The 21,475-nt window shown below is 62.8% G+C and carries 19 protein-coding genes; 9 read left to right on the top strand and 10 right to left on the bottom strand.

Annotation, left to right across the window (positions count from 1 at the left end):
- Nucleotides 1–83: 83 nt before the first annotated feature.
- Nucleotides 84–314, top strand: coding sequence for a hypothetical protein (locus tag GS429_RS15165; RefSeq protein WP_160066202.1), 231 nt, complete (start codon nt 84–86; stop codon nt 312–314).
- 137 nt (nt 315–451) lie between these two features.
- Here GS429_RS15165 and GS429_RS15170 read toward each other — a convergent pair whose 3' ends face one another.
- The 5 genes from GS429_RS15170 to GS429_RS15190 form a co-directional block, all read right to left on the bottom strand.
- Nucleotides 452–1,699, bottom strand: coding sequence for a hypothetical protein (locus GS429_RS15170; RefSeq protein ID WP_160066203.1), 1,248 nt, complete (start codon nt 1,697–1,699; stop codon nt 452–454).
- Nucleotides 1,700–1,888: 189 nt separating this feature from the next.
- On the bottom strand, nt 1,889–2,392 hold the full coding sequence (locus GS429_RS15175; RefSeq protein WP_235920827.1) for an SPW repeat domain-containing protein: 504 nt from the start codon (nt 2,390–2,392) through the stop codon (nt 1,889–1,891).
- A gap of 191 nt (nt 2,393–2,583) precedes the next feature.
- Complete coding sequence (locus GS429_RS15180) at nt 2,584–3,012, bottom strand: universal stress protein (protein ID WP_160066205.1); 429 nt, start codon at nt 3,010–3,012, stop codon at nt 2,584–2,586.
- A gap of 129 nt (nt 3,013–3,141) precedes the next feature.
- Nucleotides 3,142–3,921 (bottom strand): sulfite exporter TauE/SafE family protein, encoded by a 780-nt coding sequence (locus tag GS429_RS15185; RefSeq protein ID WP_160066206.1) that lies wholly within the window; start codon nt 3,919–3,921, stop codon nt 3,142–3,144.
- A gap of 178 nt (nt 3,922–4,099) precedes the next feature.
- Entirely contained in the window at nt 4,100–5,356 is a 1,257-nt protein-coding gene (locus GS429_RS15190; protein ID WP_328821422.1) for a divalent metal cation transporter, read from the bottom strand.
- A 571-nt stretch (nt 5,357–5,927) separates the two neighbouring features.
- Between GS429_RS15190 and ggt the strand changes: the two genes are divergently transcribed.
- From ggt to gyrA, 5 genes are all read left to right on the top strand, one after another.
- Complete coding sequence (gene ggt, locus GS429_RS15195; protein ID WP_328821423.1) at nt 5,928–7,682, top strand: gamma-glutamyltransferase; 1,755 nt, start codon at nt 5,928–5,930, stop codon at nt 7,680–7,682.
- Between the two features lie 258 nt (nt 7,683–7,940).
- Nucleotides 7,941–8,681: an archaeal proteasome endopeptidase complex subunit alpha gene (gene psmA / locus GS429_RS15200; RefSeq protein ID WP_160066207.1), complete on the top strand. Its 741-nt coding sequence runs from the start codon at nt 7,941–7,943 to the stop codon at nt 8,679–8,681.
- Nucleotides 8,674–9,399: an archaeal proteasome endopeptidase complex subunit beta gene (gene psmB / locus GS429_RS15205; RefSeq protein WP_160066208.1), complete on the top strand. Its 726-nt coding sequence runs from the start codon at nt 8,674–8,676 to the stop codon at nt 9,397–9,399. The genes psmA and psmB overlap by 8 nt, the downstream gene beginning before the upstream one ends.
- A 120-nt stretch (nt 9,400–9,519) precedes the next feature.
- Nucleotides 9,520–11,448, top strand: a complete 1,929-nt coding sequence (gene gyrB, locus GS429_RS15210; protein ID WP_160066209.1) for a DNA topoisomerase (ATP-hydrolyzing) subunit B — start codon at nt 9,520–9,522, stop codon at nt 11,446–11,448.
- Between the two features lie 16 nt (nt 11,449–11,464).
- Nucleotides 11,465–13,963, top strand: a complete 2,499-nt coding sequence (gene gyrA, locus GS429_RS15215) for a DNA gyrase subunit A (protein ID WP_160066210.1) — start codon at nt 11,465–11,467, stop codon at nt 13,961–13,963.
- A 258-nt stretch (nt 13,964–14,221) separates the two neighbouring features.
- On the opposite strand, the gene GS429_RS15220 is transcribed toward gyrA, so the two are convergent.
- The 3 genes from GS429_RS15220 to GS429_RS15230 form a co-directional block, all read right to left on the bottom strand.
- On the bottom strand, nt 14,222–14,755 hold the full coding sequence (locus GS429_RS15220; protein ID WP_160066211.1) for an Rrf2 family transcriptional regulator: 534 nt from the start codon (nt 14,753–14,755) through the stop codon (nt 14,222–14,224).
- Between the two features lie 141 nt (nt 14,756–14,896).
- Complete coding sequence (locus GS429_RS15225; RefSeq protein ID WP_160066212.1) at nt 14,897–15,829, bottom strand: ZIP family metal transporter; 933 nt, start codon at nt 15,827–15,829, stop codon at nt 14,897–14,899.
- Between the two features lie 153 nt (nt 15,830–15,982).
- The gene (locus GS429_RS15230) at nt 15,983–16,663 is read right to left on the bottom strand and encodes a metal-dependent transcriptional regulator (RefSeq protein ID WP_160066213.1); all 681 of its coding nucleotides are present in this window, start codon (nt 16,661–16,663) and stop codon (nt 15,983–15,985) included.
- An 86-nt stretch (nt 16,664–16,749) separates the two neighbouring features.
- Between GS429_RS15230 and rocF the strand changes: the two genes are divergently transcribed.
- The gene (gene rocF / locus GS429_RS15235) at nt 16,750–17,670 is read left to right on the top strand and encodes an arginase (RefSeq protein WP_160066214.1); all 921 of its coding nucleotides are present in this window, start codon (nt 16,750–16,752) and stop codon (nt 17,668–17,670) included.
- Nucleotides 17,671–17,786: 116 nt separating this feature from the next.
- Nucleotides 17,787–18,956, top strand: coding sequence for an NAD(P)/FAD-dependent oxidoreductase (locus tag GS429_RS15240; RefSeq protein ID WP_160066215.1), 1,170 nt, complete (start codon nt 17,787–17,789; stop codon nt 18,954–18,956).
- A gap of 137 nt (nt 18,957–19,093) precedes the next feature.
- Here GS429_RS15240 and GS429_RS22505 read toward each other — a convergent pair whose 3' ends face one another.
- A complete protein-coding gene (locus GS429_RS22505) occupies nt 19,094–19,678 on the bottom strand; it encodes an acyltransferase (RefSeq protein ID WP_328821424.1) in 585 nt (194 codons plus the stop codon).
- A gap of 190 nt (nt 19,679–19,868) precedes the next feature.
- Between GS429_RS22505 and GS429_RS15250 the strand changes: the two genes are divergently transcribed.
- Nucleotides 19,869–20,207 (top strand): DUF7344 domain-containing protein, encoded by a 339-nt coding sequence (locus GS429_RS15250; RefSeq protein WP_160066216.1) that lies wholly within the window; start codon nt 19,869–19,871, stop codon nt 20,205–20,207.
- Nucleotides 20,208–20,234: 27 nt separating this feature from the next.
- Here GS429_RS15250 and GS429_RS15255 read toward each other — a convergent pair whose 3' ends face one another.
- The gene (locus GS429_RS15255; RefSeq protein WP_160066217.1) at nt 20,235–21,065 is read right to left on the bottom strand and encodes an Nmad3 family putative nucleotide modification protein; all 831 of its coding nucleotides are present in this window, start codon (nt 21,063–21,065) and stop codon (nt 20,235–20,237) included.
- Between the last annotated feature and the right edge of the window lie 410 nt (nt 21,066–21,475).

Here is a 21,475-nt window from a genome sequence, read left to right on the forward strand (position 1 = left end):
ATTCTGCGGGCTGTACGACCGGTTCTGTGCGCCGAATGCACGACCGAAGCCACCGTTTTGTGAGTCGGTACCATAGGGATCGTATGGGACTCATCGAGTCGATCCGAAGCGCCGTCGGGGCGATCGAACCCGAGACGGAATCCGAAACGAAAACGGATCGGCGCTCGAATCTGGCCGGAGCCTACTGGTGTGATGACTGTTCGGTTCGCGTCCCCGTAACCGAGGACGAAGTCGACGAGAGCCGCTCCTGTCCCGACTGCGGCGAGTCGGTGCAGTTCGAACGGTCGCCCGATTCGGGTCACTGCGCGTGTTAGGAAAGAGGGTAACCGACGGCAGACGAGCGTCGCCGCGATCGAGATGAAACGACTGATACGGTCTCCTGTACGTCAGTATCCGACCATCGACGACCGTGGTTGTACCGGTACATCGGTACAGCAGTCCGTACGAGCGGCTACTGATCCGCCTCGACGACCTCGGCCAGCACGTCCGCGATTTCCTGATTCGTCTCGGGGCTGTAGTGGCCCCCCTCGCCGCGTTCGACGTACAGCGACTCCACGCCGTCGTCGGGATCGAGGTGACGAGCCATATCGATCGTCTCGAGGTCGTCGTAGCTCTCGTCCAGTCGGTCCAGCAGGTCCCCGTAGATGGGGCCGTGTTCGGACTCGTATTTCGCGTACCGGAGCTGTTGAACCATCACGAACACCGGCGTGAACTCCTGCTCGTCCGCATAGTCGACGAACTCCTCGATGAGGGCGTCGAAGAGGTCCTCGTGGGTGTCGAACAGCCGCTCGTGGTAGCGGACGCGGGGCTGTTCCATCCGCAGGGCCGACTGCGTCTGAGCCTGATCGAAATCGATCCCCGGAATCGATCGACCGGCGCGCCGCTCGAGTTCCTTGCCGCCCGTATAGAGTGCGTATCGGAGGTGTTCGGGTTTGTCGAAGAAATCCGGTGTGTACGGGAACGACGCGTAGTGGGGCTTGAACCAGTGGTCGTAGTGGAAGTCGTACTCTCGGAGGAAGTCGGCTTTCGACTCGAGATCGAGCAGATCCTCCTTCTCGTCGACGGGGCTCTCCACCCGAACGAGGTCGTCGCCCTCGAGGACGTACCGAGGTTTGACCGCGAGGATGTTACCGAACTCCTGGTAGTGTTTCCAGACGCTCAGGATGCGGGCGATCGAGGACGCGGTGACGACCATGAAGACGTAGTCGGTCTCCTCCTCGGGATACTGGCGCTTGAGTCGCATCAGCGCCTGATCCAGGCCGTAGTTGCCGCCGCCGTAGTTAGCGACGTGCGTATCCAGTTCCTGGGCGAGGTAGTGCTGGAAGGTCTCGTCGTCGTCGACTTCCCGGCAGAAACAGTAGGAGTCGCCGTACGTCGAGACCGTAACGTCCGCATCTTCGTCTCGGTCCGTCGCGGGACAGACCCGACTCGCGTACTCGTCCGTCGAGTAGGTGACGACGCTGCGGACCTCCTCGCCGGGCAAGTGGTCGCCGGTGTCTTTTTGCTTCTCCCGGTTCGGTTGCGGACACCAGCCAAGCTCCGAGTCGAAACTGCTGAACTTGCCGAGGAGTTCCCGATCGATCCCCGGAAACTCCTCGGTGGCGACCGCCGGAATCCGTTTGAGGGATTGATACGAGACCACCTCGAGCACGATCACGAGTGCGACGAGAACGAACGCGAGCGCTACGAATGGTAGCATTCGATCGGAGGTACCACTACCGAAGATAAGTGAATTTCGCCGTCATTCGCCACTGTCACAGGCTGCGAAACGTGTACGCGATGATTTCACCCGAACTCGTAGAGAACCGTGGGTCGACTGGTCATCGTAAGTAGCCTTGTTAGTTCCGTCTACAGCCGCAAAATCCGGTGTTTGGATCGAGAAGTGGTTTCAGTGACCGCGCCGATCGAACGTCGCCGTTTCTCGAGCGTCGGCGTCCCGCCGTCGGTCACGGGTTTTGGCGGCGCTGTAGGTGCCGAGACCGATCGCCAGCAGGCCGACGATAACGTCGTTCCAGGCACCGATCTCGTTCGCAGCCGCGAAGAGCCCGCCCTCGGGGCCGATCAGGAACGGTCCGACAACGAGCCAGAGCCCGATGACGGCGGCGAAAACAGCGAGGCCGGCGCTGCCGAACTCCGCCTTCGAGCGGCGGGAGGAGTTGTACGCCCCGATCGAGAGTAAGGCGGCACCGACGAGAACTGCGTTCCAGAACTGGCTCGCGACGAGGTCGAGCGCGACGCTTTGGACGATCATCAAGAGACCGAGGGCTCCGATCGCCATCGAAAGCCACAGACCCCGGTTATCCGGGTTCGGATCGTACTCCACTCTGTCACGATCGATCGCGTCAGCGCCCCCGCGCTCGTCGTGTTTCGCGTCCGGATCGTGGTCGCCCATGTCTCTCATCGCACCGTACGTGACGCGGTTCGAAGAGCCTACTGCCCGTCCTTGCAAGGGTCACGAGTCGGGTGCGGATTGGGTCGGTGCTCGAGGAGGGAGCGAAAGGAAACGACGAACGGTTCCCGGCTCCGGCTCTCTGTCCGCACCCGATCCACCAACCAACAGTCACTTGCGAACCACTACTCGACTCACCGAACCACTGTCACCGGCACCGGTGAATGTCTGACGACGACTTCGGCGACGCTTCCGAGCAGAATTCGCTTGACGCCGGAACGGCCGCGACTGCCCATGACGACGTGATCGATCGGATCGCGTTCGGCGAAATCGATTATCTCTTGGGCCGGGGTTCCGACTCGCGTGTGCGTCTCGATTGAAACCCCGCGCTCGGCGGCGACCGTTTCGGGGACGTCCAGCCGGTGGTCGATATCGCCGAAGACGGCCTCGAGTTGGTCCTGTGTCTCGTCTTCGGAGGCACTGTTCGGGATAAACGGGAGCGTCGAGGTGTCGACGACGGTCAGCGAGACGAACTCGCCGTTGGGAAACAGGTCGAAGGCGTACTCGAGGGCCTCGTGTGCGGGCTCGGAGTCGTCGAAGGGGACGAGAATCCGGGGTGGCATGCAAGCGTACGGTTTCGGTGTCGGTCCGCAGCGACTTCAGTGCTGTACCTGTCGCCGATGACTGAACAAATCGATGATCGTTTCGAACGGAAGTGAGCGGACGACTGGCGAGCGTAGGTAAGCGGACGATCAGAGCGCGAGATACGGGCCGACGCCGATGAGGACGACCCCCAGCGCGACTTTCAGCTTCTCCGGGTCGATCATGTGAGCGATCTTCCAGCCCATAACGACGCCCAGCAGGAGCGGCGTGCCGACGACGACCGCGAGCGGGAGGATCACGTTCCCCTGGAGGGCGTAGCCCGTCGCCGCGAAGGCCGCGATGAAGATCGACTGCACCTGGGCGACGGCGACGGCTAGCAACATCGGCACGCCGATCAGCACCAGCGCCGGCACGGCGAGGACCGGTCCGCCGATACCGAGCAGCCCGCTGCAGACGCCGAGAACGAAGCCGAGTCCGCCCAGGGCGACCTGTCCCCGGCGCTCGAGCGGTTCGAGATCGTAGAGTGGACTGAAGCCGCGGCGCTCCCGGTAGAGAATAATCGCACCGACCGACATCGAGACCCCGCCGAGCAGGATACCGAACACCGACCGCGGAACGAACGTGTTGATGTAGGCGCCGACGAGCGCCCCGACGACGCTCGAGAGGCTCAGAACGATCGCGATCGCGCGGCTCTCGCCGGTTTTCATCTCGCCAGAATGGAGGTAGGCGGCGCTGCCGACGAGGCCGGTGACGATGAACGTCGCGTGGGCCGTCCCGGCGACCTGGCTCGAGGCCAGCGGCGTCAGCGAGTAGAGCGCGATCGTGACGAAGATTCCCCCGGGACCGATCGTCGTGATGCCGATGCCGGAGAAGAAGGCGATCGACACGAGCAATAACACGAGTCCGAGGTCGAAGGGGAAGCCGAGCATTTGCAGTCGTTATCGGGTCGATTGGACCAGGGATGGTGACTCTTCTGATTTCGTCGGTTTCGGGTACGCGATTGATCAAATCGAAACGCACTATCTTCGATAAGTGAACGAGCGGTGCGGCCGAGCACGGTGTTCGTCGATCGGGGGATCGGGCGATCGGGGAGTACGACAGATCGGGTCAAAGGATGCCGATGATCGTCTCGTACAGCGACTGTATCGTCGTGAGGCTGCCGATCAGCAAGACGAGTCCCGCGGCCAGGAACGCGGCGTTCTCGTACCACTCGATATCGTAGTAGGTGTTGACGGCGCCGATGAGCGCGAAGACGGTTATCGGGAGCCCGATCGCGCCGTTGACGGCCGGCATGATGATCGCCATCTGGACCGGACCGAAGCCGGTGTAGATCAGCATCGGCAGAGCCGTGACCGCGGAGAGGACGATCAGGCCGATGACCGTTCGCCGGAACGCCGTGTCGCCGAAGACCGTGTCTTTCCCGAGCGACTGCGGGATCATGAACCCGGCGCCGAACAGCGTCCCGGTCGCCGAGGTGATGCTCGCGAGGAAGACGGCGAGCATGAACACCACGAGTGCGGACTGGCCGAGGATATCCGCGAGCGGGACGCCCGGTCCGGTCAGCGTCATTTCTCCTTCCGTCAGCGTGATCGCGGAGACGATCATCACGAAGCTCCCGATGAGCAGCGTCGTCGCGATGCCGACGGCGTTGTCCTGCCGGTAGCGCCAGATGTTCGTCCACTCCTTGGTCGGCTGGATGCTCGACTGGATGAAGAAGTTCGGCCAGTAGACGGTCGTCCCCAACAGGGCGATGACCGTCGTAAGATAGCCGATATCGCTCGCGAGCATCGGCTGGAGACCGGCGGCGACCGACTGCCACGGAACGTCTAACCCGATCAAGAGCAGGCCGTACGAGCCGAAAACGGCGAAGACGGCGGTGGCGATGGCTGCCTCAACGCGATCGTAAACCTTGAGCTGAACGATGGCGATACCTGCGCCGGCTGCGAGGACGATGCCGACGACCACGTTGTCGAGCCCCGGCATGAGCCAGGCGAGTGCCGCCCCCGCGACCGCGTAGTTCGAGACGGCCCACAGCGCGGACATCAGCGAGATTCCGACGACGACCGTCGGGCCGCCAATCGGAAGCGCGTCGACGATGTAGTCCGCAAGCGGCTCGTTGGCGACGGCGAGACGGGCGCTCATGTCGTGGAGCGCGATGTCGATGAGGAACGCGAGCGGGAGTACCCACAGCAGGGTAAACGCGAAGTTCGCCCCGGCGTCGGCGAGGATGTAGACCGAACCGGAACCGAACACGTTCGCAGCGAACAGGACGCCCAGCCCGTATCTGTAGAGCGCACCGTGGATCGTTTCACCGCCGGGGACCGCCTCGACGAGCGTCGACGTCGACGCCGACTGTTCACTCACGCGTGATCACTCCGTTGAGCGACCGAACGGCGGTCGTGCTCTCGGCGGTGACGACGCGAGAGCCGATCGTGGATTCGGCGTTCCTCGGGTCAGCCGGCGAGCCGACCCGGCGTGAACGAAAAGGGGTAATTGAATTCGATACCCTTGGGTCCGTCTGAACGGATGCTCTGTTCATGTGTAGGTGAACTCGAAGCCGAACGCTGTCGCCTCCGACCGGCAACCGAACGCAGTAGCGACCACTCGGCACATCGACAGTCGATAGTGACACCTCGGTTGGTTCGCCTCATCTCACACTGGCACCCTCCAGCTAAGAGAGTCGCTGCCCGGCAAACGAAAGCCGTCTATCACATTTGTCGTTTCTCTCCCTGATTTCGGATGTTTATCTCGGTAATCGGGCGGTAGAACGGCCCTCCTCTCCGATATCTCGATTCTCGATTTCGAACATATCGAACCGCTTTTTCCCAGAACTGTGTTATATATTGAAGTGGGTGACACCCGATTGCCGCCGGTCGAACGATCGAACGCACATTTCCGGGCGAACCGTTTAGTAGCGGTTCGAGGTAGCGAGACTGTGTCGAACCGACGCACGTTCCTCGAACGATTCGGGTCCGAAACGGCAGTCACGGGCGTGATCGGTGCGAACGCGCCGACCGGTGAGGGAATCGGGGCCGCCGAACGGACCGAGTACAGCGCCAGTTCGACGGGTGAGTTCGAGTACCCCTGGCAGTTTATCGGTCGTCGCTCGGCCGTGATGGCCAGAAACGGAATGGTCGCGACGAGCCATCCGCTCGCGGCCCAGACCGGTGCTCGGATCCTCCAGAAGGGAGGGAACGCGGCCGACGCGGCCGTCGCCGTCGCCGCCGAACTCTCGTTCGTCGAACCCCACATGACCAGTCTCGGCGGCGATATCGTCGCACTCACGCACTTCGACGGTGAGTACAAGGCCCTCAACGGAACGGGGTACGCGCCGGGTGCCGCCGACGTGGAAACGTATCGCGAACACACCGACGAGACGAACGAGGACGGCGAACCAGTCGTTCCTTCGGAGGGGCCACTCGCCGTTACGGTCCCCGGGGCAATCGACGGGCTCTACCGACTCGCCGACCGCTACGGAACCCTCGAGTTCGGCGAGCTACTCGAGCCGGCCATCGATCACGCCCGAAAGGGTGTCCCGATCACCGAGTACATCGCCTCCCAGTGGGAGGTTGCCGCGCCGCGAGTGGCTGAGTTCGACTCGTTCCGAGAGACGTTCCTCGAGGACGGCGAGAGTCCCTCGCCCGAGTCGATCTTTACCAACCGGGCGTTCGCCGACTCCCTGGAACGAATCGCGCGCGAGGGGATCGAAACCGTCTACGGCGGCGAACTGGGCCAGAAGATCGTGAATCGGGTGCAAGATCACGGCGGCTTCCTCGAACTCGCGGATCTCGAAGAGTTCGAGAGCGACTGGAACGACCCGATCAGTGCCGAGTACCAGGGGTACGAGGTGCTCGAACACCCACCGAACACGATCGGCGTGGTCGCGCTCGAGGCGCTGAACATCGTCGAGAACTTCGACCTGGCGACGGAGCCGACCGATCCGGAGCGACTCCACAAACTCATCGAGGCGATCAAAATCGCCTTCGCCGACGCCGAGGAGCACCTGGGCGACCCCAAAGACGAGAAAATCCCGCTCGAGTCCAAACTCGACGAGGCGTACGCCAGCGAGCGAGCGCAGGACATCGGCTGGGAGGTGGGCGATCACGAACCGAAGGCCGGCGAGGCTTCGAACACGGTCTACCTCACGGTCGTCGACGGTGACGGCAACGCCGTCTCCATGCTCGGTAGCGGCTACAAGCCCTTCGGCAGCGGGCTGGTCGTGGGTGGCTTCACCCTTCAGAATCACGCAACCTCGTTTAGTCTCGAGCCCGACGACCCGAACGCGATCGAGCCCAGAAAGCGCCCCTACCACACGCTCATCCCAGCGATGCTCGCCGAAGACGGCGAGTTCCGGGCTTCCTTCGGCGTGATGGGGGGATCGACGATGCCGCAGGGCCAGTTACAGGTGTTGGTCAACATGCTCGACTCCGGGCTCAATCCGCAGGCCGCCATCGACGTCCCACGGTTTCGGTTCGACGAGGGCCACGAAGTTGCCCTCGAGACGACGCGACTCCCCGAAGAGACGGTCGAAGAGCTACACGAGCGGGGTCACGAGATCATCCTCGAGTCGGAGTACTTCGAGCCCGACGCCCACCACTTCGGCGGCGCACAGTTCATCTATCGGGACTCAGATGGAACGCTGATCGGCGGCTCGGAACCGCGGCGGGACGGGCAGGTCGTCGGCTTTTGAGCGCGCGGAGTCCGGCTCCCGTCGACCACGTTCGGGGTACACTCGAGGGCTACCCCGGAGCCGCCTCGAGTTGCAATCGAGAGGCGTCACGCAGACGATCGCTGCGGGAAGTCACGACGAAACGCAGTATTCACGCGCCGGTCGCCGCTCTATGGTACCGAAAACAGACAGAATTACCGCTTGACACTCATCTTTCACCAACCCTTATATATAGATATCCATTACCCAAGGTGAAGGTCACGAACGGCCAGATAACCAATGCAAGGTCAATCTCAACAACAGGCCTACGACCGGGGGATCACGATTTTCTCCCCGGACGGACGCCTCTATCAAGTAGAGTACGCCCGCGAAGCCGTCAAACGCGGCACCGCGAGCGTCGGTATCCGCACGCCCGCGGGCGTCGTGCTCGCGGCCGATCGACAGGTTGACTCGTCGCTCATGGAACCCTCGAGCGTCGAAAAGATCCACAAGGCCGACGACCACGTCGGTATCGCAAGCGCCGGCCACGTGGCCGACGCGCGCCGGCTGGTCGACCTCGCGCGTCGGCGCGCTCAGGGCGAACAGCTCCGCTACGGCCAGACAATCGGCGTCGAAACGCTGACGCGCGCGGTTACCGACCACATTCAAGAGTACACACAGACGGGCGGGGCACGCCCCTTCGGCGTCGCCCTCCTCGTCGGTGGCGTCGAGGACGGCGAACCGCGTCTGCTCGAGACCGATCCGTCGGGAACGGACTACGAGTGGCAGGCGGCCGCCATCGGCAGCAACCGAGACGTGATTCAGGGATTCCTCGAGGAGCGCTACCGGCCCGACCTCGATCTCGACGGGGGGCTCGAACTCGCATTGAGCGCCCTCAGCGAGCCCGAAGACGACCCCGTCAACGCGGGCGACGTCGACGTTGCGACGATCGGCACCGACGACGAGACGTTCCGTTCGGTTCCGGAGGATCGCCTCGAGTCGATCCTCGCCGAGATCGACGGGGACGAGAGCGATGAGTAACTGGAACCGAACTCAGAGCTGGAGCCCCGAATCGAACGGCACAGCCGACGGCTCGCCGTCGCCGTACGAGCCCGAGCTCGGCTCGCTGCCGTCGACCGGGGAGGACGGCGCAAACGTCAATTCCACGGGAACGACGACCGTCGGGATCACGACCGACGACGGCGTCGTCATCGCGACGGACATGCGCGCCAGCCTCGGCGGCCGATTCGTCTCGAACAAGAACGTCCAGAAAGTCGAGCAGATCCACCCCACGGCGGCACTGACGCTCGTCGGGAGCGTCGGCGGTGCGCAGTCGTTCATTCGGACGCTGCGGTCCGAAGTGGACCTCTTCGAGGCCCGACGGGACGAGCAAATGCCGATTTCGGCGCTGGCGACGCTCGCCGGCAACTTCGCCCGCGGCGGTCCGTTCCGGGCGATCAACCCCATCCTTGGCGGCGTCGACGACGACGGCAGCCACGTCTACAGCATCGACCCCGCCGGCGGCGTGATGGCCGACGACTACACGGTCACCGGGAGCGGGATGCAACTCGCCTACGGACTCCTCGAACAGGAGTACGAGGAGGGTCTCTCGCTTGCGGACGCGCGGACGGCGGCGGCTCGAGCCGTCCACAGCGCCGCCGAGCGTGACACCGGCTCCGGCAACGGTGTTTTCCTCGCGTCGGTTACCGCCGACGGCGTCGACATTCAGGGCCACGACTCGTTCGACGACGTCATCTAGAGACTCGGGCGTCTGACTCCCCCGGTTTCATTTTCGTTTCCGGTGCCCGTCGATTTCGCGCTCGCGCGCGTACACGTGACTTTTATTAGGGCCCGACCACTACCCGAAAGCAGGTTTTACATGTCCCAGGAAAGCGAGTACGGCGCCGGACAGATTCAGGTCTTAGAAGGCCTGGAGGCTGTGCGAAAGCGACCGGCGATGTACATCGGCTCTACCGATTCTCGAGGACTTCACCATCTCGTCTACGAAGTGGTGGATAACTCGATCGACGAGGCACTGGCCGGCCACTGCGACGACATCACCGTCTCCATCAACGAGGACGGCTCGGTGAGCGTCGCGGACGACGGCCGCGGTATCCCCGTCGATACACACGATGAGTACGATCGACCCGCACTCGAGGTCATTCTGACGGTCCTCCACGCCGGCGGCAAGTTCGACAACAAGTCCTACCAGGTCTCCGGTGGACTCCACGGCGTCGGCGTGAGCGTCGTCAACGCTCTCTCCGAGCGCCTCGAGGCCGAGGTCAAACGCGATGGTGGCGTGTTCCGCCACGCCTTCGAGGAGGGCGAACCCGTCGGCGATATGGAGCGGGTTCGCGATATGGAGCCGGACGAAGAGACCGGAACGCAGGTCCGGTTCTGGCCCGACACCGGGATTTTCGAGGGCGACGAGTTCTCCTTTTCGACGCTCTCGAATCGGCTTCGGGAACTGGCCTTCCTCAACTCAGGCGTGCGAATCACGCTGCGCGACGAGCGCGAGGAGACGGACGACGGACCGGTCGAGGAAACCTACGAGTACGAGGGTGGCATCCGCGAGTTCGTCGAGTACTTGAACGAGACGCGCTCGGCGATGCACGAGGATATCATCTACTTCGAGGACGAGGATCAGAATATCCAGATCGAAGTCGCGATGCAGGCCACCGAGGAACTGCAGGGATCGATCCACGCCTTCGCGAACAACATCAACACCCGCGAGGGCGGAACCCATCTCACCGGGTTCAAGACCGCGCTCACGCGGACGGTCAACGACTACGCCGGCGACAACGACATGCTCGGCGACCTCGAGAACAACCTCAAAGGCGAAGACATCCGCGAGGGGTTGACCGCCGTCATCTCCGTCAAACACCCCGATCCGCAGTTCGAGGGGCAGACGAAGACGAAACTCGGAAACAGCGAGGTCCGCGGAATCGTCGAAAGCGCGATGCACGAGGGTCTCGGAACGTACTTCGAAGAGCATCCCGACACCGCTCAGGCGATCGTCAACAAGGCCGTCGAGGCCGCGAAAGCGCGCAAGGCGGCCCAGAAGGCCGAGGAACTCACGCGACGCAAGTCCGCCCTCGATTCCACGTCCCTGCCGGGGAAACTGGCCGACTGCCAGACCAAAGAGCCCGAGGAGGCCGAACTGTTCATCGCGGAGGGAGACTCCGCCGGTGGCAGCGCAAAACAGGCCCGTAATCCAGAGTTCCAGGCCGTCCTCCCCATCAAGGGGAAGATTCTGAACGTCGAGAAACACCGTCTCGATCGGATCCTCGAGAACGACGAGATTCGGAACATGATCACCGCGATCGGCGCGGGGATCGGTGACGAGTTCGACGTCGACGACGTCCGCTATAAGAAGATCATCATGGCGACAGACGCCGACGTCGACGGGGCCCACATCCGGACCCTGCTGCTCACGTTCTTCTACCGGCACATGCGTCCGTTGCTCGAAGGCGGCTACGTCTACGCGACCCAGCCGCCGCTGTACCGGGTTCGCTACCGCGGCGAAACGTACGACGCGATGACCGAAGCCGAACGCGACGAGATCATCGACGAGAAATGCGACGGCAATCCGACCCGCGTCCAGCGATTCAAGGGACTCGGCGAGATGAATCCAGAACAGCTCTGGGAGACGACGATGAACCCCGAAAACCGCATCCTCAAGCAGATCACGATCGAGGACGCGGCCGCGGCGGACAAGATGTTCTCCGTGCTGATGGGCGACGCCGTCGAGCCGCGAAAGCAGTTCATCAAGGATAACGCTCCGGAGGCGGAGTGGATCGACATATAGCGTAGGTGACGAAGACATGAGCTCAGACGTACCCGATCCAACAGACGTAGAGGCGCGAGCGGTAGAGAACGTCCGAATCGAGGACGAGATGGAGCAGAGCTACATCGACTACGCGATGTCCGTTATCGCGGGTCGCGCCCTCCCGGACGTCCGGGACGGGTTGAAGCCGGTCCACCGGCGCATCCTGTACGCGATGCACGAAATGGGTGTCTCGAGCGGCTCGAGCCACCGCAAGTCCTCCTCGATCGTCGGGGAGACGATGGGTGACTACCACCCACACGGCGACAGCGCGATCTACGACACCCTGGTCCGAATGGCCCAGGACTTTTCGATGCGCTATCCGCTGGTCGACGGCCAGGGCAACTTCGGCTCGATGGACGGCGATCCGGCCGCCGCGCCCCGCTACACTGAGGCGCGGATGGCCCCCGTCTCCGAAGAGTTGCTCGAAGACATCGACAAGGACACCGTCGACTTCTCGGCGAACTACGACGACCGTCTGCAGGAGCCGGACGTGCTTCCGTCGGCGTTCCCGAACCTGCTGGTCAACGGTTCCTCGGGGATCGCGGTCGGGATGTCGACGAACATCCCGCCGCACAATCTCGGCGAGGTGATTGACGCGACGATCGAACTCATCGACAACCCCGACGCGACGGTCGAGGATCTGATGGACCACGTCAAGGGCCCAGACTTCCCGACCGGTGCGAACATCGTCGGTCGCGACGCCATCTACTCGGCGTACAAGACCGGCCGCGGACGCATCCGCGTCCGCGCCGAGTTCGAGGTCGAAGAGTGGAAGAACGACCGCGAGCGCATCGTCATCACCGAACTGCCCTACCAGGCCAACAAGGCCCGGATGGTCGAGCGTATCGCCGACGACGTCAACGAGGGGACCATCGAGGGTATCTCGGATCTGCGCGACGAGTCCGACCGCGACGGCGTCCGCATCGTCGTCGAGTGCAAGCGCGGCGCGAACGTCGAGGTCGTCAAGAACAAACTGCTCGAGAACCACCTCGAGAAAACGTTCGGCGTCATCAACCTCGCGCTGGTCGATGGCCAGCCACGGGTGCTCTCGCTGCGGGAGACCCTAGAGGAGTACGTCGCCCACCGCCGCGAGGTCGTTCGCCGACGCAGCGAGTACGATCTCGAGGAAGCCGAGGATCGCGCACACATTCTCGAGGGGCGGCTGACGGCCGTCGAGAACGCCGACGACGTGGTCGAACTGATCCGCAACAGTGAGGACCGTTCGGCTGCCAGAGAGGCCCTGCAGGAGGCCTATGACTTCTCGGAGGCCCAATCCGAGCACATCGTCCGGATGCAACTCGGCAGCCTCACCTCGATGGAGGCGGCCGAGATCGAAGACGAGTACGAGGAGGTCCAGGCCGAGATCGAACGACTAACGTCGATCCTCGAGAGCGAGCAGGAACTGCTCGCGGTCATCAAAGACGAACTCCGCGAGATCAGAGACGAGTACGCCGACGATCGGCGCACCTCGATCGTCGAGGATCAGGGGACGGTTACCCACGAGGACCTCATCCCCGAGGAAGAGGTCTTCGTCGTCATGACCGAAGACGACTATGTCAAGCGGATGCCCATCGAGAACTTCGATCCCCAGGGACGTGGCGGCAAGGGGATCATCGGGGCGGACGTCAAGGAGGACGATCGGGTGACGACGGTGTTCCGAGCCAACACCCACGACTACCTGCTGTGCTTTACCAATCAGGGGAAAGTCTACCAGCTAAAAACGTACGAGATCCCCGAGATGGGTCGGACCGCTCGGGGGAAATCGGCGGTTAACATCCTCGATCTCGACACCGACGAGGATATTACGGCCATCGTCGACACCGATGCCTTCGGCGACGAGGAGTACGTGACGATGGCGACCCGTCACGGCTACGTCAAACGAACCGCCGGCGAGGAGTTCGATAACATCCGCTCGACCGGGATCATCGCGGCCGATCTCGAGGAGGGCGACGAACTCGTCGACGTCGAGGTCACCGACGGCTCCCAGGATCTGGTCATCGCGACGGAAGGCGGGATGACGATCCGGTTCGACGAAAGCGAGGTCCGTTCGATGGGACGGAACGCTCGAGGCGTCAACGGAATCAAGCTCACCGAGGGCGACGCCGTCGCCGGATTGGTCGCGACCGACGAGGAGGACGGCCAGGCGCTGTTGACCGTGACCCGGAACGGCTACGGGAAACGGACTCGTCTCTCGGAGTATCGCACCCAGTCACGCTACGGGAAGGGGCTGATCGATATCAAGACGGGCGAGCGAAACGGTCCCGTAACGGCCGTCAAGGCCGTCGACGACGACGATCAGCTCGTCATGATGAGCGAACGCGGCCAGATCGTTCGCACTCGCGTCGACGAGATTTCGACGGTCGGACGCAACACGATGGGCGTGATCGTCATGGACGTCGACGAGGGCGACGCGGTCGCCAGCGTCGACGAGATTCCGGCTGCGGCTGCGGTCGAGGACGAGGCAACGGCCGACGGCGACGCCGAGGAAAACTAAAACAGAAGCCAGCGGTGCGGACTCTTCGTCCGGTTTACCGGCTTTGTCTTCGTCAGTGCTCTCTTGCTCACCCAGTTCGTGTCGACAAGCGCTTCGAAACTCGAGTCGAGAGCGTGCAGCGCTAAACGGGAAGGATGCTGGGGGTGAGAAGCGAGAAGTGGGAAGCGAGAAACGAGAGAAAAAGCAACGCTAGTGGGACGACAGACGAGACGGTGTGTCCGTGTCTATGCCGGTAGTGGCAGTGGCAGTCCCAGCCGTTCAGTGTGCCGGCTCTTCTGCGGGCGCAACCATATCGTCGATGCGTAAGATGAGGATATTGTTCGTGTCGTCCTTGCCGTCGACGCGGCCTTTGATGACCAGTTTCGACAGCGGCGTCGGGCCGACGGTGACCGAATCGTCCTCGTGAATCTCGCCTATCGAGCCCTGCATGTGGATCTCGGCCCGACAGAGTTCGGGGTGGTGGACGCTCGAGAGATCGATCTCCTCGACGATGACGCCTTCGACGGCGGTACCCTCGTGCTCGAGCGGAACGGAGGCGGGATCGTCCATCTGCTGGATCTCGAGGGCCTCGTAGGCTGCGGCGGTCGGCTTGTAGCCACCTTTCGGCCCCGGTACGCCTTCGACCAACTGCAGGGCTTTGAGACTCTGCATCTGGTTGCGGATCGTCCCGGGATTCCGGTCGACCTGCTCGGCGATGTCCTCGCCTTTGATCGCGGATTCGGACTCCTTGTGTAGGTTTGTCAATGCGCGGAGAATCTTCTTCTGGCTGGGGGTGAGTTCGATGGATGACATACTTTGTTGTTCGTAATTGATTTCCTTAAACCCGACGGGTACGCCGGGCTGATATGCTCAGATTTTGCTGTTTGAACCGGTCATAGTAAGGCGTTTGGATTCGTCGCCCGTTTCGGTCTCCGCCCGCCGACCGTCGGTCGATTACGCCGGAACCAGCCACCCCTCGAGGAGCAGTTCGGTGAGGACGTCCTCGAGGATAAACATCAGAATGAAGCCGAACGAGAACGTCGCCGCGTTCACCCGGGTCAGGACGGCTTCGGCATCGAACCGAATGAGGTCGGCCATCTCGATGAGCACCTGGAGGATTGCGCCGATCGCGATCGCAAAGAAGAGGGCGGCCAACAGATCGGACTGAGCGAAGCTTCCGATCCAGCCCCCGAGAATAACGGGACCGCCGGCGATGACGCCCATCGCAGCGAAGTGACGGAGTGGCGGCGTCTCGCGCTCGCGAGCAACGGCGGCGACGACCGTCGGCCCCTCCATTACGTTATGCATGACAAACGCCAGTACGAGCAACAACAGTAGCGACGCATCGCCCTGGATGTACGCGACGCCGATTCCGAGTCCCTCGCCGATGCTGTGAAGTCCAAGCGCAAGCGCGACGAGGTACGCGATCTGGAGCCCACTCTTGTCGGTTGTGGCCATCTTCCGCTGGCGCCACTCGCTTGCGAGGTACATGACAGCGAAGGTTACGCCGACACCGACGACGGCGAGGCCGAGTGCAAGTGCCGTGTTCTCGGCGTCGCCGGCGTGTTCGAACACGTCCTCGGTCATTTCGACGGCGATAAAGGCGAGAACGCCGGCCGCAAGCGCCATGAACGCGTGGAGGTACCGAGTGTTGAGATTCCGGATGAACGGAAACCAGAGCATCCCGATCGCGACGGGAATAATCCCCGCAATCGCCCCGATTACCGTCAACATCCAGATAATCTCGAGCGTACTCGCCGAGTCGACCGTCGAGAGGTCGCCGAACGGAGAGGTGAAATAGAGCAGTCCGAACACGATACCCAGAATCAGTACGGGCCCGATAGCCAGTACCCACCGCGGAAGGTCATCTACCCATCGACCGCTCATCGTACGCGGTCACCTCCAGTACGCAAGACTTGAGAGACCATAGTCGATAGATTAGAGAGGGCTAAACTTATATGTTTTCCACTGGCTTCCCTTTAGACCGAATCTAAACGTACTACTGACCGGGTACAGTGTACGAATATGTGATCTTCGGTCTCATTGTTCGAGTTCTGGCGGTACAGCGACGCGCACGTGATGGGCGACGGATTCGGGGAGCGAAACGGTTCCATCGCGTTCGCTCGAGCGCGCAGTAACCATACCGAAGGGGGCAACTTCGACGATTTCGAGTTCGACGCCGGGTTCGACGCCGTGTTCGGCGAGATAGGAGAGGACGTCCGCATCGCGGTCGGCGACCTCCTCGACGATCACGACGTCGCCCTCCTCGAACTCCGTGACGGATTTGCCTTCGGGCCGTTCGGGCGGTTCGAGGTCGGCGCTGGGGATCGGCGAACCGTGCGGATCGACCGTCGGTTCGCCGAGTGCGTCGGCCACGCGGGCCTCGAAGTCCTCGCTGATGTGGTGTTCGAGCCGGTCGGCCTCCTCGTGGACCTCCGCCCAGTCGTAATCGAGGTGTTCCGTAAGATAAGCCTCGAGCAGCCGGTGGTGGCGAACGACCTCGAGGGCGACGGTCTCACCTTCGTCGGTCAGGGTGACGCCGCGGTACTTCTCGCGGTCGACGAAACCGCGGTCCTCGAGTTTATCCAGCATACTGGTGACGGTCGGCGACGTGACGTCTAACTCCTCGGCGATGGCCGACGTCTTGATTCGGTCGTCGGTCTCGCGCTGGAGCTGATAGATCGCCTTGAGGTAGTCTTCCATCACGTCGCTCAGCATCATCGTGTATCGTTTTAGAGCCGTCTAACCCTAAATCTGTCGCCCCGAAAATCGCCACGATCAAATCACTCCGTTCTGTACGCCAAGATATGGGTACGACCGTTAGAATTATTGGCGCGCCGATGGATTATGGCGCTGATCGTCGCGGCGTCGACATGGGACCATCGGCTATTCGGTACGCGGGACTGGCCGACGGGTTAGAGCGTGCGGGTGTCGATCCCGTCGATGCCGGCGACCTCTTGATGCCGCGGGCCGAAGAACGCGATCCCGACGCCAACCAGCCGAGTCACGGGAACGCGAAGTTCCTCCGGGAGGTCGAAGACATCTGCCGTCGACTGAGCGACCAGGTCGCGGACGCGCTCGCGAATGGCGAATTCCCGCTCGTGCTGGGTGGTGACCACTCGGTCGCCATCGGCTCGATGCACGGCTCCGCGCGGGATGCCGACCTCGGAACGATCTGGTTCGACGCTCACGCCGACCTGAACACGCCCGAAACCTCACCCAGCGGGAACGTCCACGGAATGCCCCTCGCCGCAACGCTCGGGCGGGGCATGTTCGAGACGACGGAGTGGGCCACCGCACCCCGTGTCCGCGAGGACGCCATCGCGTACGTCGGACTGCGAAGCATCGACGAGCGCGAGCGGGAACTGGTCCGAGAAAGCGAGATGACGGCGTTTACGATGGCGGACATCGACGAACGCGGAATGACGGCAGTCGTCGAGGATGCACTCGACGTCGCGACCGACGGCACCGACGGCGTCCACGTCAGTCTCGACCTCGACTGGCTCGATCCGAAAACGGCACCCGGCGTCGGAACGCCCGTTCGCGGCGGGGTCACCTATCGGGAGGCTCACGCCGCCCTCGAGACCGTCTCCCAGCGCCACGACGCTGACGGGATCCTCCGCTCGATGGACGTCGTCGAGGTAAACCCGATCCTCGACGAAGGCAACGAGACGGCGACGGTCGCGGCCGAACTCACCGCGAGTGCGTTCGGAAAACGGATTCTCTGACCGACAGCTGTCGTCTATTCGAATCGGTACTATCCAGAATCCTGGGTGGTGAGAACATCTACCACGAGGATGTGCGTTCCAACACCTTTGTATCGTAGTGTATCAGATTGTCGAATATGACTGAGAACGTCGTCGTGCTCGGCGCTGGCTATGCCGGTGCTGGTGCGGTCAACAAGCTCCAATCGGAGCTCGGGGGCAACGCGCGGCTAACCTGGATTGCAGACGTCGACTACCACCTGGTTCTCCACGAGTCACACCGCGTCATCCGCGATCCCGACGTCCGATCGGACATTACGTTCCCGGTCGAGGAAATTGCGGATCCGTCGACCCGATTCGTCCAGGACGAGGTCACCGGCCTCGACGTCGACGAACAGGTCGTCGAACTCGCCGACACCGAGAACGTCGAGTACGATTACGTCCTCGTCGGACTCGGCACCCAGACCGCCTACTACGGCATCCCCGGTCTCGAGGAGCACTCGCTGACGCTCAAGAGCCTCGACGACGCGCTCGAGATTCACGAGACGATCAAGAACGCGAGCCAGGAGGCAACCCGCGGCGACCCTGCACAGGTCGTCATCGGCGGTGCCGGCCTTTCGGGCATCCAGAGCGCCGGCGAGATCGCGGAGTTCCGCGACAACCACCGCGCACCGATCGAGATCCACCTCGTCGAAGCACTCGAGGAGATCTTCCCCGGTAACGATCCCGAAATTCAGCAGGCGCTTCGCGACCTGCTCGAGGATGCCGGCGTCCAGATCCACACGGACGACCCGATCACCGAGGCCAAAGCGGACGTCATCGAGTTCGACGAGGGTGAACCGCTCGAGCACGACGTGCTCGTCTGGACCGGCGGCATTACGGGTCGCGACGCGATGGACGACGTCGACCTCGACAACGAGCACAACCGCGTCAACACGGCGGCGAACTTCCAGACCTCCGACGAACGCGTCTTCGCGGTCGGCGACTCGGCGATCGTCGATCAGGGTGACCAGCCTGCACCGCCGACCGCACAGGCCGCCTGGCAGGCCGCGGAGGTCGCCGGCGAGAACATCTCTCGTGCCATCGAGAACCGACCGCTGAAGACCTGGGAGTACAACGACAAGGGGACCGTCGTCTCCGTCGGCGAGAAGGCCGTCGCCCACGAGGTCAAGCCAGCGATGGGCGTCTCCCTCCCCGTCGACACCTTCGGCGGCTTCCCGGCCCAGAAACTCAAGAAGATGATCGCCGCCCGTTGGATTGCAGACATCACCTCCTGGAACCAGGCCCGCAAGTCCTGGTCGTCGCTGTAAGTCGTTCTCGTCAGTTTCGGTTGGTTCCGATCTCGTTCGATTCGCGTTTTCTACGTGCGCTCTCGAGACCCGTCGTTACTGATCGACCCGAAAGACACGGTATCGCTGCAGGAGACTAGCAAACGAGTACGGGCAGATCAGCCTTCGTCGCTATCGACGGCATCGGAACCGGTCCCGGCTTCGAACTCGTCGTCTTCGTTCCCGTCTTCGCCGTCCGCTCTCGATCCCATCGGTTCGGCCGGGACGCCCGCAACCGTCGTGTTCGGCGCCACGTCCCGCGTCACGAGCGAGTTCGCCGCGACGCGTGCATCGGCACCGATTTCGACGCCCGGGAGAACGATCGCTCCGGCGCCGATCATCGCCCGTTCGCCGATCAGAACCTCGCCCGTGCGATACTCGTCCTGAAGGAACTCGTGACAGAGGATCGTCGCGTCGTAACCGACGATCGCTTCCGTTTCGACCGTAATCAGTTCGGGCCAGAAGACGTCCGGTGTAGCCTCTAAGCCCCAGGAGACGCCGGGACCGACGGAGACGCCGATCCGACGTAACAGCCAGCGCTTGAGTCGGAGGCTCGGCGAGATACGGACGAGCCAGACGACGACGTAATTGATCGCGACCCGAAGGGGGTTGCGAGCGCGCGGCCAACTCGCAAGCGAGTTGCCCGGTCCTGGTGTCGGATGGCGTCGAATGCGGTCGTGGCGGGAGTCCGTCTCGTCAGTCACTGCCGGTGATAGGACCCGTCACCACATGAAACCGACCGGTTGCGACCGCGATTCGTTCTGGCAGCCATCGAGTAGCGCGGTTGACGGACACGCTCGATGTTGAGACAGTCATCGGCTCGGATACAACCCTCGGGTACCCAACTCGTTAGGCCCAATCGTTGTTCGGGATGGCGTCGTACTGAGGGATAACATGATGGGCCAATCAGACGAACTCGACCGTGGGACGGTGTATTCACTGCTCTCGGATCGACAGCGTGAATACGTACTCTGTTATCTCTCGGAAGCCGGCTCCGCGACGACAGCGGAAGTTGCCGACGTCGTCGTCAGGTGGAAACGGCAGACGATGGACGGAGCCGACGAGGTCAGTCGGCGGACCGTCATCATCCGGTTGCTCCACAACCACATTCCGCGACTCGACCAGTACGACGTCGTCGAGTACGATCACTCGAGCGAGGAGATCCGCATCGGCCCGAACTTCGACGCCGTCGAACCGTTCGTCTCGGATCTCGAGGAGCCGATTTCACAGTAGCAAACGGGAGCCGACACGGCCACGGCGTTACTCGGTGACCGCCGGCTCACCGGTAGGCGTTGCGTACTCGCTCGTTCGGTCCCCGGGGAGTCCGACGCGCTGGCGGAAGGCCTCGCCCGAGAGCCCACACCGATAGGCCGGTTTGTACATCATATTCTCGCCGCCGGCACGGACGTCCCAGTCGTCAGCGATCGACTCGCGTAGGTAGTACTGTGCGCGTTCGTTGCCCTCTTTGACGTAGTAGTCGCTCAGCCGAATCGGGTATCGGTCGAACAGCCCACCGGGTTCACGGCCGTCGATGAGCACGACCGGTTTGCCGAGGTAACATTCGCCGTCGCGGGCGCGTTTCGCGTGTGCGTTTTCCGGGTGCGCGTCGAGAATACGCCGACGTTCGGCCGGAGTCATCTCGGGGGTAACAACGTCGACGCGGTCGACGGTGAAGTAGCCGACCAGATATCGATGGGCACGGTCACCGTCGGGGCGGCGCAGGCCGGCGTAAAACCCGACGACGTCTCCCGACTCGAGCGCGCTGAGTCTCGAGACGTAGCCGCTGGTTCGGTGTTCGCCGTAGGTTAGCGCCGCGAAGTTGGGATCGCGATGGAGCGGCCAGGACTCGAGCGCGTCGCCGGTAACGGTGGTGTCGCCGTCGCCGATCGGCTGTGGCGTGATCCGGGTGGTGAGGTCGGCTGCAGTCCGGTCGCCATCTCGGAGGGGCCACGAACCGAGGGTGGCCGTTTCGTCCGTCTCGCGGGTCTTTTCGGGGATCGGGACGTACTCGAAGCGGCCGTCATCGTACAGGGGAGCGAGCGCTCCCAGGTTCGTGCTGTCGGCACCCACACCGGCGAGGACGACTGTCATTACCTCGTGATGGGGATAGCGGAGACGTAAAGCCGCCGGTCGGACGGCTGCGAGGCGGCGACCAGACTCGAGTCGCCGCCGGTCTCGATCGCACGATCACACGGAACCGACACGCTTCGACCGTGTGCTCGAACGTCCTTGCGCTACGCGATGTGGTGGGGCGCAACTCGGAACACAGAATTCAACCTTGGGCACGGTGGCCCGGGGAATTCGCCTCGTTACCTCGTTTGAAGTCACCGGTTCGGAAAGCCGGAATTGGACCGGAGAGACCGCAACCACCATCCACCGTACACGCCCGCGTTCTCTGCATCCGAGATTTGTACAGAGTGCTCTGTTGAATAGCGATCTAATCCGCCGATATCACTAGCTTAGAAGGATGAAGCCGAGGAATTCGATTCTGTCTATGGAAA

It is taken from the genome of Natronorubrum halalkaliphilum, assembly GCF_009834785.1.
Lineage (GTDB): Archaea > Halobacteriota > Halobacteria > Halobacteriales > Natrialbaceae > Natronorubrum > Natronorubrum halalkaliphilum.